This window comes from Sinanaerobacter chloroacetimidivorans (assembly GCF_018128545.1).
Taxonomy (GTDB): Bacteria; Bacillota; Clostridia; order Peptostreptococcales; family Anaerovoracaceae; genus Sinanaerobacter; species Sinanaerobacter chloroacetimidivorans.
Window position 1 is genome coordinate 129,718 of record NZ_JAGSND010000004.1, and the last position, 15,288, is coordinate 145,005.

Consider the following 15,288-nt stretch of genomic DNA (forward strand, 5'->3'; position numbering starts at 1 on the left):
CCAGTAAAACGGCCATATTGATAAGGCATGTTTTATTGGATTTTTTATATAAAGCAAAAAAATAATTTTTCATGTCTTGAAAAAAATATGAAAAGGAGTTAACGATATGTTGGAAGACAAACCGATGGAAAACAAACAATTGAATACGGCAGAGTTAATGGTAAAATGTCTGGAAGCAGAAGGCGTTGAATATATCTTCGGGATTCCGGGAGAAGAAAACCTGGCCTTGGTGGCCGCACTGAAAAATTCCTCCATTCAGTTTGTTACAACCAGGCATGAGCAGGGGGCGGCGTTTATGGCGGATATGTACGGAAGGCTTACCGGAAAAGCAGGAGTATGCCTGTCGACCTTGGGCCCGGGAGCTACAAACCTTGTTACCGGTGTGGCGGATGCCCAGGGAGACGGTGCTCCGCTGGTGGCAATTACCGGTCAGGTAGGGACTGATAAAATGCATATTACATCGCACCAGCTTTTGGATTTGACCAAAATGTTCGAACCGATCACAAAGCGAGCCAAGATTGTGGTCCGCCCAGATACCATTGGAGAAATAGTGCGGCTGGCTTTTAAATACGCAGAAAGTGAACGGCCGGGCGCCACCTATATCGATCTTCCGGTGAACATTTCCAAGATGATGGTGTCGGATGAAGAAAAACCGCTTAAAAGAGCCAAGGCGAATCTGAAGGAATTTGCAAGCATGCAGAATGTAGAACTGGCTGCCGCGGAAATTTTTCGAGCTCAGAATCCGGTGATTCTGGCAGGAAGCGGTGCCGTTCGTGCGGGCGCATCACATGCGCTCACGCATTTCGCGGAAGAATTGAAAATACCGGTTGTGAATACGATGATGGCCAAAGGGGTCATTCCCATAGACAATCCCTATGCGATGATGACCGTGGGAATTCCCCAGAAGGATTATGCTAACAAGATATTGGAAAGCGCTGACCTTGTGATTGCCGTAGGCTATGATCTTGTAGAATTTGCCCCCGCTGTCTGGAATCAGCAAAGAAAAATCAAGATCATTCATATTGGCAGCAGCCCGGCGGATACCAACAAGTGTTATCAGTGTACGGTGGAAGTCGTTGGAGACATGACCGAGTCTTTAAACAGCATCGCAAGGCGTACCACTCGAAATACAGAGCCTGAACATGCCATAAAAGTTTACAAAAGATTCAGTGAGGAGCAAAAGCTCTATGAAGAGGATGATTCTTTCCCTATGAAACCGCAGAAGATTATCCATGATGTCAGAAAGTTTCTGGGAAAAGACGATATCCTGGTTTCCGATGTAGGTGCCCATAAGATGTGGATTGGACGGTTGTACGGCTGTTATCAGCCCAATACCTGCATCATATCAAATGGATTCGCCTCAATGGGGATCGGGGTACCGGGAGCGGTGGCTGCCAAGCTGGTGCACCCGGATAAAAAAATTATCACAATTACGGGAGACGGCGGATTTGCCATGAATTCGCAGGAGCTGGAGACTGCGGTCAGACTTGGGCTTAATTTCGCCGTTCTGATTTTCAATGACTCCGGATATGGCTTGATAAAGTGGAGACAGCTGGACCAATACGGGGAGAGCCACAATGTGGATTTCACGAATCCTGATTTTGTCAAGCTGGCCGAGGCAATGAACTGCAAAGGCTACAAGGTGGAAAAGGCAGGAGATCTGATGCCGATTCTGGAGGAGGCATTCAAACAAAAGGTTCCGGCTATCATCGACTGTGCCGTTGACTATAGTGAAAATACAAAGCTGACAGAGCATCTGAAAAAGATTTGTGAAGACCCGGAACTCTAAGACAAACAACTCAATGCAGACGAGGGTCATAAGTGAAAATCTTGATCATATAATATAGACAATAAGGCTGCTTTATGCTATTCTTGTACTGATAGAAATATATGGTATATTCCGCTTTTCTGAGCTGTAGCGGCTAAAAGCAGCATCATATAGTGACCATTTCGTAAACTGCTTTATTCATATAGACGATGCAGATGAAATGCTTCGCCATCCTGAATGAAATCCAGTAGAACGGCCATTTGTTTTGGCATGTTTTGTTGGATTTTTTATTTTCCCTGGGGCCCTGATCCTTCTATCCCGAATCGTAGCACAGAAAAGGAAGTGTTTAAAATGCTTATGGATAAACTTCTGACTTGTGTTGAGGAGCTGAACGGCAAATGTTCTTTTGTCATTAAGAATTTCATGGCAAAAGAGTGTTTTTCCTATGATGAAAATCTTGTAGTTCCATCGGCCAGTCTGATAAAAGTACCAATTTTGATTGAAGCCGTGAGGCAAATAAAATCGGGAGAGCTGTCCCCTGATTTACGGCTGACGGTCAAGCCGGAAGATAAAGCTGCATTCAGCGTATTACAGTTTCTGGACAGCGGCAACAGCTATACCCTGTTTGACCTGCTAAAACTTATGATCATATACAGTGACAATACAGCCGCAAATGTTCTCATCGATCTTTTGGGCATGGAAAATGTAAATGGATGCATGGCGGAATTGGGCTTGCAGGAAACCAGGCTGCGAAGAAAGATGATGGATTTTCATGCCAGGGAAAAAGGATTTGAGAATCATACCACCGCCCGTGAAATGGAGACTATCATGACCCGTCTTTATAAAGGAGAGCTCATTGACAGGCAGTGCAGTGATTTTATTTTGGATATTATGAAAGGCCAGGCAGACGAATGCATGATGCGGGTGGATCTGCCGGATGAACTGGTAATCGCCAGAAAAAGCGGGGAACTGGAAAGGCTGAACCATGAGGCGGCAATTGTGTATGGCAAAAACTGCGATTATCTTTATCTATTTTTTGCATGGGGAACGGCAACCAATAACGAGACAAGAGAAATCATCCAAAAGACGTCAAAAATCGTGCATGACTATTTTGAAATGAAGGAGAAATGATTGGAGCATGGCAGAACTTATTTGAGAAGGAGGAATTGATTATGGAGAATCAAGAACCAATGGTAAGTACCACGGCGGAAGAATTAAAAAGAGGCCTGGCTCCGGAAGCATATACTTACAATCCGGACAAGGAATATGAACCCTACATACCTGCGCAGGCAAATATACGTGAATTTACCGCAAGAGCTGTTATCATCGGCTGCGTCATTTCTGTACTCTTTGGTGCGGCAAATGCATATCTTGCCATGCAGATCGGCATGACAATCTGTGCCTCCATTCCGGCGGCGGTGATCGGGATGGCTGTTCTGAAAGGTTTGAGGAACGGTACGGTGCTGGAAAACAATATCATTCAGACTGTAGGTTCCTCCGGCGAAGCCCTTGCGGCAGGGGTTGCTTTTACCTTGCCGTCGCTTCTGCTTTTAAACCTTCCCGTCAGTGCCGCCATGATTTTTATTATCGCATGTACCGGCGGCATTCTGGGAATTTTGATCATGATCCCGTTGAGGAAGTATCTCATAAAGGATGAGCATGGAAAAATCCCTTACCCGGAAGGGACGGCCTGCGCAGAGGTTATCGTTGCAGGGAACGAAGGGGGATCCGGAGCGGCCATGCTGTTCAAAGCTCTGGGGCTGGGGGCTGTGTTCAAGTTTTTGACAGACGGGATCTGTACCTTCCCTTATACGATTGACTATTATTTTAAAAGCAATCTAAAAGGCGGCGGCCTCGGAATGGATTTTCTGCCTTCCCTGGTTGGTGCAGGCTTCCTGGTAGGACCGAGAATCTGTTCCTATTCTCTTGCAGGCTCAATCATTGGCTGGTGTGTGATCATGCCGATGATCTATTATTTCGGCCAGTATGCCCCCGCAGCGATCCCTCCGGGAGTAGATCCGATCGCTGATATGGATATGTGGGGGATGTGGAGCAAGTACATTAAATATGTAGGTATTGGTGCAGTCACCATGGGAGGGCTTATCAGCCTGGTCAGCGCTATTCCTATTATTGTCAGGTCCGTTAGAGGAACCTTCGGAGCCTATAAACTGGAAGCCGGCAAAGTAAAAAGAACGGATGAAAACCTTTCCGGAAGAATCATTGTGATTGGTGTCATTCTGGTTTTGGCCGTCATCGCTTTCCTCCCTGTATTTCCAAATGTGGCAGCGGGAAGTGTCGGAGCAGTTTTGGTATTGATTTTCGGTTTCTTCTTTGTAACGGTTTCTGCGCATATCGTAGGACTTGTTGGCAGCTCCTCCAACCCCATTGCAGCAATGACCATCGGTGGACTTCTGGTAACGGCGGTATTATTCAGGGTAATGGGTTTCAGCGGAACTTCGGGAATTGTCGCGACTCTTACCGTTGGCTCTGTATTATGTATTGCCATTGGGGTCAGCGGAGACATGTCCCAGGATCTCAAGACGGGTTTTCTTATTGGTGCCACTCCGAAGAAACAGCAGACCGGCCAGGTGATCGGACTTGTAGCGGCTGCAGCTGTTATGGGCATGGTTATTATCATGCTGAACCAGGTCTATGGAATCGGCTCTGAAAAACTTCCTGCCCCTCATGCGAATATGATGAAAGCCATTGCGGAGGGCATTATGACGGGTAGCCTTCCTTGGGGGCTCATCCTGATGGGGATGGCTGTTTCCGTTGCCGTATGGCTTCTGGGAGGTTCTGTGCTTCCTTTTGCCGTAGGACTTTATCTGCCGATTCATCTTTCCACGGCCATGATGGTGGGTGGAATCATCAGAGGCATCATTGAAAGGAAACAATACGATACGGAAACCAGGAACAAAAAACTTGAAAAGGGGACCCTGTATGCTTCCGGGCTTATCGCAGGAGATGCTCTCATGGGCGTCATTGTAACGGCACTGCTTTATGCAGGCATTGACTTTTCGGGAGTTGCGGTGGGAATTATCCCAAGAACCGAAAATATGCTGGTAAGCCTCTTTGCATTCGCTTTGCTTTGCGGATATTTCGCATATGTAGTTTTCAGTAAAAAACATGAGAATCAATTAGGCGGTCTGGATTTAAAGATGTAAAGGCATAAGATTGGAGTTTGATTTATGAAAATTCAAGACATCGAGATAAAACATATCAGTATATCCTTAAAAAAACCTTTTAAAACTGCGCTTCGAAGGGTGGACTCGGCGGAAAATACGGTGGTGATCATTCATGCCGATGACGGGCAGACGGGCTTCGGAGAAGCACCTCCGACGGCTGTCATAACAGGGGATACCAATGAATCTGTCGTAGCGGCCATAAAGCTGATGAGAAAAAGCCTAATCGGAATGGATATCGACTGTCTTGACAATATCATGTATCACATAGACGGCTCCTGCTTGAACAACACAAGTGCAAAGGCTGCTGTGGATATGGCCGTTTATGATTTGGCGGCCAAGAGCTGCGGCAAGCCGTTATACAAGTATCTGGGCGGTTATCGAAACTGCGTGGAAACAGATTTGACCATAAGCCTCAATGAACCGGATGAAATGTGTAAAGATTCCATGGAGGCAGTGTCACAGGGCTTTCGCGCGCTGAAGCTGAAGGTGGGCCTGGATCCTGAAAAGGACATTGAGAGGGTATCGGCTGTCCGTGAGGCGGTTGGAAAACAAATAAAGCTCAGATTGGATGCAAATCAGGGATGGAGACCGAAAGAGGCAGTTCGGGTGATCCGTACTCTGGAGGACAAGGGGCTGGATATCGAGTTGGTGGAGCAGCCGGTAAATGCAGCGGATATTGGGGGAATGCAGTTTGTCACCAATCAAGTATCGACGCCGATTATGGCGGACGAAAGCATATTCAGCCCTGCTGACGCCTTGAGGATCCTTCAGATAAGGGCGGCAGATATTCTGAATATAAAACTGATGAAATGCGGCGGCATTCATAATGCTTTAAAAATCAATGCCATTGCGGAAACCTATGGTGTTGAATGCATGCTGGGGAGCATGATAGAAAGCAAGATCAGTCTCACTGCAGCCACCCATCTTGCATCAGCCAAGAAGAATATCACAAGAGTCGATTTGGATGCTGCCATTCTTCTGTCGGAAGATCCTGTGCTTGGCGGTCTGCGAAAAGAAATTCCGAGGTTCTACCCTGGGGATGCATCCGGCCTTGGAATCTTTGGAATCAGAGATCTGAAGGATGTAAAATAAACAATCATCTAAATAATAAAACAATATGGGGGTATTGTTCTATTTATAAATATAAAACAGCAGAATTTCAATTGATTCTGCTGCTTTTATTTTACTAGAGATTTTTATTCTTTTGCCGGGTTTCCCAAAGTTTATCGGCGACCGGTGCCCAAAGATTTGCTGCTTCCACACATCTTTCACTAAGTTCCGTTACGTCTTCCGGATGTTGGAAGTCGGTGGAGTTTGCTCCGGACTCTTTTACCATTTCTGCCAACCTTCCGGGATTATCCAGCAAAGGACAGGGACGAAGCAAATTTTCATTAAAGGGCTGATTTTTTCGATACTGCATAAACAAGGGGGATTGGAGCGCCTCCAGCAAGGTCTTTTCTTTAATATTGGAATCCGCATAATGAATAAAGGCACAAGGTTCTATATCTCCGGCAGCATTAATATGTAAATAGCAGCGTCCTCCCGCAATGCAGCCTCCTACATATTCTCCGTCGTTCCAGAAATCCATGGTAAAAATCGGCTTTTCTTTTCGGAATTTTCGAATTTGGCGATACATGGTTTCCCGCTGTTCCGCCGTAGCTATTAAATCCGGTACGGCGTCCTTGCCCACTGGCATGTAGGTAAAGATCCAGGCAAATTTGCAGCCTTTTGCTATCATTTCATCAAAGTAAGCCTCACTGGCAATGACATCGGTATTTTTCCGATGATAACAAGCAGAAAATCCAAAAGGAAGTTTCTTTTCTCTCAGGAGATCCATTGCACGAATGACGGCCCCGTAAGTGCCCTTACCCCGGCGCATATCCGTCTCTTCTTCAAAACCTTCTACGCTGATGGCAGGTATGAAATTTTTCACTCTCAGCATTTCGTCGGCAAAGGCTTCATCAATCAAGGTTCCATTAGTGAAGGCGGAAAAGACACAGTCGTTATGTTTCTCGCAAAGCCTGATTACATCTTTTTTTCTGACCAAAGGCTCGCCTCCGGTGAATATGAACATGTGCATACCGATTTCTTTTGCCTGGTGTATAATGTCATCCAGAGCTTCGAAGCTCAAAGACAGCGTGTCTCCATATTCGGCAGCCCAGCAGCCGGTACAGTGCAGATTGCATGCCGAGGTAGGATCTAAAAGCAGAGTCCATGGCACATTGCAATTATATTTTTTCTCAATTTCTTTTCTGCGTTCATTTCGCAAAATTAAGGCGTTGATGATAAAGTTTTCGAATAATTTTTTTCTGACGCCTTCGTCTATATCTGAATAGAGACTCTTCATTAATTTATTCCAATTGTTTTCGGGATCCCTGAGAGCCTCTTTTGCCAGTCTGTATGGTGTGGCATATTCATGATCTCTATCGAACTTCTCGACCCAATCAATGACCTTTGGAATATTCTCGTCTGGGTCTTTATCCAGGTAACTTATGACTCTTTTCAAACTAAATGCTTCGATTTTTTCCTTTACTCTACCCATAACAATCATCCTCCTTTTATCTGTATATACAAACTTTGGTAATTTTATTCTATCACTCCGATGATAAAATACAACTAGACAAAACATGAAAAATGTATAAATCTCGATAGATAAACGTGATACCCATTCAATTATTTATATTCAATTAGAAAATGAAAATTCCTAGAATTTCCGCTTATATAAGAAATTCATCGGTAAAGAATAATGATTAAGGAGGGATTAGAAATGAAAAATACTCAAAATACGAAAGCAAAAAACTCAACGAATAACGGAATCAGAAATTCCACTAAAAATGATATGCGAGATGTAACTGATCAGGGTGACATGAGAGATATTACAAACAGAGGTGGAAAAAACAAAAAAATGAATATGACGAATTCCGATTATTAAATGCTTATAACTAAAATTGAGTCAATTTTAAACCCGAATTTAAAGCATGAGCGTCAACTTTTCAGTTGACGCTATGCTATGAATTCAATCAAAATCTCTCTTATAATACGGAGCGGGAAGTTTACCCGCTCTTTTTATGTGTTTTATTTGATATTCCAACAAAATTGTATTATAATATAAACAAAATTTTATGATACATAAAGGCGCCCATATATGGAAGGTATTAGCGTATCCATGAAACGGATTTTGCAGTCCCTGGGAAACGGGGATTTTCATAATATTGAGGTAATGGGATATCTGCTGTTGATTTTCATTTTCATCATTGCAGTATCCTTATTTTGGTTTGCCTATCGAGGCTTGAAACTTTGGAAGGAAAAATCTAAGTTAGAAGTTAATTTATTAACGAGTATAGACGGAAGATTGCAAAACATGGAAGAAAATATGATCGGCAAATCACAGCAGGACAATAGCGTAAAAAGCACGGAACCAATGAATCCCGATGATGAAGACATGGTTATTGTACCGGGAGGGGACAAGCACACTGTTAGCCGACACAGTACAATCAGCAATATAGGGAGAAACGGAAGAGTTTATTCCAAAGAAGAAATCGAATTGCAAATCAGAGATTGAATGCTGTTAACATGGAGGAAGTTAAAATGTATTGTAAAATGTGCGGCCATTTACTTAATGATACAGATCACTTTTGCGAAGTTTGCGGAACTGAAATAGAAAAGAACAGGAAACAGGATTACATAGAAAAAGAAGAAGTCGTGTACAACCCGCCTTATGATGATCCTGAACCCCGTTTGGAAAAGTTCAAATTTCAGCCCGTAATTCCTTATGACCATCTGAATGGATCGGCAGAACCAGATGGCCCGAAGGAATCGGGTGTCCCGGAAGATCCACTGCAAAAGATTGGTCCGGAAGAAAATCAGCAGCGAAAAGAGATTCTGAAAGAACCGCTGGGTACCGGGAGTGAATTTGTTTGGAATATTCACGATTTTCCGAAAGCGAGAAAGACGGAAGATATCAGGTTTCAATGGATTCCGGAGCCGGTAAAAGGATCAATTGAACAGCAGGAAGAGGATAGCTTTCTAGAGCAGGAACTCTTCAGAGAAATCAAAGAGGACGGATTTAAAAACCAGGATACGAATATTTCGAAATTCTTTACCTTTAGCAAGAAGAATGAAGAGTTTCAGCAATTGCTGGATAAAGAATATGAAAAAATAAGAAAACGAACAGAGGAAACGGAATCAATTCTGAAAAGTATCGATGAGCCTGTTTTGGAGGACATGTCAAAGCAAACCTTTGCGAATACGGAAACAATAATTGCAGAAGAGCCCCAAAAAGAAGAAAAACCGGAAACAGAAAATGAGACAGATACGGAAACGGTAAAAGAAAAAGAGATAGAAATAGAAGAGGATCCGGTAGAGGGGACGAAAGAGGAGCCAAAAACGAAAGAGGAACCGAAAGAATATAAAGAGATTCCGACGGACAGTTCCGGCGAAAATCAGGAGGTTCCTTTAAAGCCTAAGGCGGATCATTTACGGGAAATGACCGAAGCAAGAGCTGTTTTCTTTAATGATGAGATTCTTCAGGATAATGAAACCATCAAAAAAAATCTGGAGGAATTGGAGTCAGATAAGCAAGAGGAATCGGAATTTGAAAAATCTGAGGATCCACAGGAAAATCAAAAAGTTCCTAATGATGAACATGATGAACAAAAATCGGAAACCGTGAAAACAGGTGAAACCTCAGAACATGAAATTGCCGCAGAGCAAAAAATCACGGCGGAACGAGGGGAAACCGGGGAGCCTGAAGAGCAAAAAAAGGAACCAGTAAGCATACCTGCAAACGCTTTCGATCCTATAGCATCTCAGAATGAAGGAATAGGGCAGCCTGAAAAGAAAAAAGAAAAGAAGGGGCGCCTCGGAAAATGGCTGCTGATCATCATCATGATCATCTTGATACTGGAGATTACCGTTCTGGGAATCAAATATTTTATCCCGGAGAGTGCGGCCGCATCCTACCTTGCAGAGGGGCAGATCAAAGCCACCAAAACGATAACGGGCTGGATCAATAGTATAAAAGATATTTTTTCCGGGAATGATTCAAATAAACCGGAAGAAGATACGACACCCGATGATGCTGACGTGGAGCCAAAGAAAGAAGGCCCTGCAGAGGCCGACAATCCGCAGCCTGACCCAAACCCTGTTACTGATAAAAATGCACTGGTAACATCCCAGCTGCACCTTAACAAAAATATAGAGAAGATAACCGCGAATGATTCCCTCGCCTTTAATGCTTCTAAGGACTATGGAGCCGCAGACATCAATCAATCGAAGCCCATAGCGAATAACATCTGGCAGACCACTGAAGAGGGAAATACCATTTATTACGATAGTTCCATAGCAGGAGCCATAATCGCTTTTGATTCTCTTTGGATCGATTATGTAAACGGAGAAAGTAAAGAGGTACTGAATTATATAAAAAAAGATAGTAAAGCTTATCAAAACGCAGTGAGCTTTTCAAAGATAGGAAAAGTAAAGGAAACCTTTAAACTGTTAGAGATAGGTGAAATCAGGCAGGGGCAAAACGGATTTTATATCTGGGTTCATGAAGAAATCCGGATTACCGAAAAAGGATCCACTGCCGATAAGAAATACAACTGGATATATTACCTTGAACCATCTGAAAACCAAATGAAGATTGTTAACTATTTTAAATTTTAAATACAACCAAGTGAAATCAAAAGGAGATGTTAAAATGGCAACAAATTCAAGGTTTGAAAGAAGCAGAATCACAACGGGAAACGTAGCTTTTTCACCGTCCAGAACAACGATCGAGACGGCTTTTTATGGAAACAACGTGAGAAAGGTGATCGAGCTTGAAGAAGCCTATGAGATGGCCAAACACGCCATGGGTACTATCGTAACCGACATGCCCGTGTTTGATCCGCAGAAGATAGGGCTACCGGAAAGCGCAAACGTTTTACTCTTTAACGATGGAGAAACTGTTGGAAGATTTGCAGGTGCGAGGATCATTTTGGGGGAAAAAGACATATCAGAACCTGAATATGCATCAATCCTCAGGGAAGCGGCATATGGAACCCGGTATAAAAAAATGATCCATACAGAAGCCTATATCGGCCTTGATGAGGACTTCATGGTAAAAGCCAATCTACTTGTCCCAGAAACTTACGAAAACACGGTTTATAACTGGCTGTTAAATTTTCAGAGTTTGAATGAACACTACAATGAAATGTATCAGCGGTCAGCAAAACTGGGAGAGGAGCCCGACATCTTCATACTGTCGGATCCTGATTGGAAAGATCCAAGATATCCAAATGGAATTGCTTATTTTGACCCGGAACACAACTGCGCAGCACTGCTGGGCTTACGGTATTTCGGCGAACACAAAAAGGGTACGTTAACAATCGCCTGGGGGGTTGCAAATCGAAACGGGTACGCTTCCTGTCACGGTGGTTTGAAAAGAATGATCAGAAAAGATGAAAAAAAACACGTAATGGGTGTTTTCGGACTGTCAGGATCGGGTAAATCTACATTAACGCATGCAAAGCATGACGGTAAATACGAAGTGACAGTACTCCATGATGATGCTTATGTAATTTCCACCGAAAATGGGTCTTCTGTAGCGTTAGAGCCTTCATATTTTGACAAGACCCAGGATTATCCGTTAACATCTCCGGATAATAAATATTTAGTCACAGTTCAGAACTGCGGAGCTACCATTGACTGTGACGGAAAATTGGTGATTGTTACAGAAGATTTAAGAAACGGCAACGGAAGAGCCATCAAATCAAAGTTATGGGCGGAAAACAGGGTAGATAAACTGGATGAGCCCATCAACAGCATTGTTTGGCTGATGAAGGATCATTCTCTGCCGCCTGTTATTAAAATTGAAAATCCGGTACTGGCATCGGTGATGGGTGCTGTGCTCGCTACAAAACGAACGACGGCAGAAAAACTGGCAGACGGTGTAGATAAGGATGCCCTTGTATTTGAACCCTATGCAAATCCTTTCAGAACCTATCCTCTGGAGGAAGACTACAACAAGTTTAAGGCATTATTTAAACAGAGGGGTGTAGAATGCTTTATTATTAACACGGGACACTTCCTGGACAAGAAAATCCCTAAGGAAGTAACCATCGGCATCATTGAAAGCATCGTGGATGAGACAGCGGAATTTGTAAGCTTCGGGAACTTAAATGATATGAAGATGCTGGTGATACCGGGTTTTGAACCGGATTTCGGCAATAAAGAATATATGGATCTGCTTGTAAAAAGCATGAACAACAGGGTTACATATCTGGATTCATTGATTGACTTTAAAGGCGGAAGAGATAATCTGCCTGAGGAAGCCAAACTGGCAATCCAGAGGTTAATACAACAACTAAAATAACGGAGGCACACCAATTGTGCAGATATTGAGGGGGGAATAATTTGGAGAAAAAAAAATTAGGATTAGGCATCATCATAGCGATACTACTGATTCTTATTGCCGGATTTAGCGGGCTTGTAAGTTTTATAGCTGATTATTTATGGTTTAAAGAGTTAGGTTATACGAGTGTCTTCTTTAAACAGCTGTTTACGCAATTGCAAATTGGGATACCATCCTTTGTCGTGATTACCCTGTTAACCTATTTTTATTTACGAGTGTTGAAAAGAGGGTACTATAAGAAGATTGATACGGTGGATTCCCCGGCAGTCAGTGAAAAAACACTGAATCGCATTTCCCTTGGGCTAAGCGCAGTCTTTGGAATTCTGGTGACGGTAACTACCGTAACAAGCCTTTGGTTCCAAATACTCAAATTTGGAAACAGTACTAGCTTTGGAATCGCAGATCCAATTTTTAATCTGGATGTTTCCTTCTATGTCTTCAGGCTGGAATTTATAAAACAACTCAATGGTATCGTTATTGGGATCGTCATAGCCTTTGGAGTGCTGACCTTGCTTTATTACTTCCTGCTTCTCTCCATGAGAAGACCAAAGATCTTTGAACGGGACACCCAGGGTCAGACGGATTACGCAGACCCTAATGACGGCCAAAGATTTAACGGCAACTACAATAATCCGTTCAGCGGCGTATTTGGAGGAGCCTTTGACAAATTTGGACAGAATTTCAATCCCGGAGGGTTTAACCAAAGACCGAAAAAGCAGTTTAATGATGACAATTTTAAGCAGCTTATCAGCATTGCTTCCAAACAACTGATCATTTTAGGCGTTATTTTCTTTCTCATGGTTGGAGCGAACTTTTATCTGAGACAGTATGAGCTCTTGTACTCCCATACCGGGGTACTGTATGGTGCAGGTTTTACCGATATCAACGTCACCTTGTGGGTGTACAGAGCCATGGTTGTATTTTCAGTGCTGGCTGCCATTGGTTTTGCTATGGGAATTGGAAAAAGAAGCTATAAAATGGTTTTAACGGTTCCGATTATTATGATCATTCTGGGTGCTGCAGGTACCGGAGCGAGTCTTCTGGTGCAGAACTTAGTGGTTTCCCCGGATGAGATCAACAAGGAGAGCCAATACCTGAGAAACAATATTGTCTTTACCCAGTCGGCATACGATTTACAGGATGTTACGGTGAAACCCTTCCCTGCTTATAACAATTTGACCAGTGAAGATATTCAAAACAACATGGACACCATAACTAACATCAGAATTAATGATTATGAACCGGCAAAGAAATTCTACAACCAGACCCAAAGTATCAGACTCTATTACCTATTCAACGATGTAGATGTAGACCGATATATGATAAATGGTGATTATACCCAGACCTTCCTGTCTGCCAGAGAAATCGATGAAACTCAAATCAGAGAAGAATGGCTGAACAGACATCTGAAGTATACCCACGGATATGGAATCACCTTGTCAAGAGTAGACAAGGTTACCGCCAGCGGGCAGCCGGATATGCTTATCCACAGCATTCCGCCGGTATCCAATGTAGATGAAATCAAGCTAAACCGACCTGAAATTTATTTCGGAGAACTGACGAACAATTATATCCTTACCAATACGGATGAGCAGGAATTCGATTATCCCAGCGGGGACAGCAACATTTATTCCACCTATGAAGGATCCGCAGGCATCAAGTTGAATCTGTTCAACAGAGTGGTATTTGCCATTAGAGAACAGAGCCTGAAATTGTTGGTATCCACCAACATTGACAGTGACTCAAGGATCATTATCAACAGGAATATCATGCAAAGGGTGCAGAAGATCATGCCGTTCCTTCAGTATGATTCCGACCCTTATATTGTAACTGCAGACGGCAAGCTCTACTGGATTATAGACGCCTATACCACAAGCAGCTATTATCCTTATTCGGAGCCCTTTGCACCGGAAAACAGCGATGTAAATTACATCAGGAACTCGGTAAAAGTAGTGATAGACGCATACAATGGCGATGTAAGCTATTACCTTGTGAATGACAAGGATCCCGTTGCCAACACCTATGCAAAAATCTATCCTGTGCTGTTCAAGAACTTTGACCAGATGCCGGAATCCTTAAAATCTCATATCAGGTATCCGAACGTGCTGTTTAACATTCAGGCTAATGTTTATAAACGATACCATATGAATGATGTAAAGGTATTCTATCAGGGAGAAGACCTCTGGGCTATCTCCAATGAGATTTTCGGTACGGAAGAAATCTCCATGACTCCGAATTATTACATCATGAAGCTGCCGGGTGAAGAAAAGGTAGAATTCCTTAACTCCATCCCTTATACCCCAAGGGGCAAGAAAAATATGACCGGTTTGCTGATGGCACGGAATGACGGAGAAAACTATGGGGAGCTCATTCTATATCAATTCCCCAAAGACAAAATTGTTTATGGTCCAATGCAGATTGAATCTCAAATTGACCAGCATACGGAAATCTCCAAGGAATTCTCTCTTTGGAATTCAGCAGGATCCACCTATATCAGAGGAAATATGTTCGTTATTCCTATCGAAGAATCTCTGGTATATGTAGAGCCGGTATATCTGGAAGCTTCCAACACCGGAAGCCTGCCGGAAGTAAAACGTGTTATTGTAGCTTATGGAGACCGCATTGCCTATGAACCAACCCTGAGTGCGGCACTGGATTCTCTCTTTGGAGAGGGAGCCAGCGGGGCACAGCCTCCGGATAATACGGGAGCCCCGGGTAACGGAGCGCTTAGCGTTGAAGAACTTATCCGCCTTGCCAATGAGGCCTTTGACAACGCAAATGCGGCACAGAGGAACGGCGACTGGTCGGCTTACGGACAATACCTGAAACAGCTTGAGAACTATCTGAACCAACTGGCACCTCGTGAATCTCAGGGAACAGACCAGGCTGGCGGCCAGACTGAAGATCAGCAGGCGGATGACACGGGAACATCAGATCTATAA

The 15,288-nt window shown here is 43.4% G+C and carries 10 protein-coding genes; 9 read left to right on the forward strand and 1 reads right to left on the reverse strand.

Annotated features, from left to right (window positions below; translation table 11 throughout):
* Window positions 1-106: 106 nt before the first annotated feature.
* The 4 genes from KCX82_RS08080 (at window position 107) to KCX82_RS08095 (ending at window position 6,045) form a co-directional block, all read left to right on the forward strand.
* Window positions 107-1,789 (forward strand): acetolactate synthase large subunit, encoded by a 1,683-nt coding sequence (locus KCX82_RS08080; RefSeq protein ID WP_405127677.1) that lies wholly within the window; start codon window positions 107-109, stop codon window positions 1,787-1,789.
* Between the two features lie 330 nt (window positions 1,790-2,119).
* Window positions 2,120-2,899: a serine hydrolase gene (locus KCX82_RS08085; RefSeq protein ID WP_227017948.1), complete on the forward strand. Its 780-nt coding sequence runs from the start codon at window positions 2,120-2,122 to the stop codon at window positions 2,897-2,899.
* A 41-nt stretch (window positions 2,900-2,940) separates the two neighbouring features.
* The gene (locus KCX82_RS08090; protein ID WP_227017949.1) at window positions 2,941-4,932 is read left to right on the forward strand and encodes an OPT family oligopeptide transporter; all 1,992 of its coding nucleotides are present in this window, start codon (window positions 2,941-2,943) and stop codon (window positions 4,930-4,932) included.
* Between the two features lie 24 nt (window positions 4,933-4,956).
* The gene (locus KCX82_RS08095; RefSeq protein WP_227017950.1) at window positions 4,957-6,045 is read left to right on the forward strand and encodes a dipeptide epimerase; all 1,089 of its coding nucleotides are present in this window, start codon (window positions 4,957-4,959) and stop codon (window positions 6,043-6,045) included.
* A gap of 94 nt (window positions 6,046-6,139) precedes the next feature.
* Here the strand turns inward: KCX82_RS08095 and KCX82_RS08100 are convergent, their stop codons facing one another.
* Window positions 6,140-7,495 (reverse strand): radical SAM/SPASM domain-containing protein, encoded by a 1,356-nt coding sequence (locus KCX82_RS08100; RefSeq protein ID WP_227017951.1) that lies wholly within the window; start codon window positions 7,493-7,495, stop codon window positions 6,140-6,142.
* Between the two features lie 225 nt (window positions 7,496-7,720).
* Here KCX82_RS08100 and KCX82_RS08105 point away from each other — a divergent pair, with 225 nt between their 5' ends.
* The 5 genes from KCX82_RS08105 (at window position 7,721) to KCX82_RS08125 (ending at window position 15,288) form a co-directional block, all read left to right on the forward strand.
* Window positions 7,721-7,885, forward strand: a complete 165-nt coding sequence (locus KCX82_RS08105; RefSeq protein ID WP_227017952.1) for a hypothetical protein — start codon at window positions 7,721-7,723, stop codon at window positions 7,883-7,885.
* A gap of 213 nt (window positions 7,886-8,098) precedes the next feature.
* The gene (locus KCX82_RS08110; RefSeq protein WP_227017953.1) at window positions 8,099-8,515 is read left to right on the forward strand and encodes a hypothetical protein; all 417 of its coding nucleotides are present in this window, start codon (window positions 8,099-8,101) and stop codon (window positions 8,513-8,515) included.
* 26 nt (window positions 8,516-8,541) lie between these two features.
* The gene (locus tag KCX82_RS08115) at window positions 8,542-10,617 is read left to right on the forward strand and encodes a zinc ribbon domain-containing protein (protein ID WP_227017954.1); all 2,076 of its coding nucleotides are present in this window, start codon (window positions 8,542-8,544) and stop codon (window positions 10,615-10,617) included.
* Window positions 10,618-10,651: 34 nt separating this feature from the next.
* Window positions 10,652-12,307 carry a phosphoenolpyruvate carboxykinase (ATP) gene (locus KCX82_RS08120; RefSeq protein ID WP_227017955.1) on the forward strand — a complete coding sequence of 552 codons (1,656 nt, stop codon included), beginning with the start codon at window positions 10,652-10,654 and terminating at the stop codon, window positions 12,305-12,307.
* 41 nt (window positions 12,308-12,348) lie between these two features.
* Window positions 12,349-15,288 (forward strand): UPF0182 family membrane protein, encoded by a 2,940-nt coding sequence (locus KCX82_RS08125; protein ID WP_227017956.1) that lies wholly within the window; start codon window positions 12,349-12,351, stop codon window positions 15,286-15,288.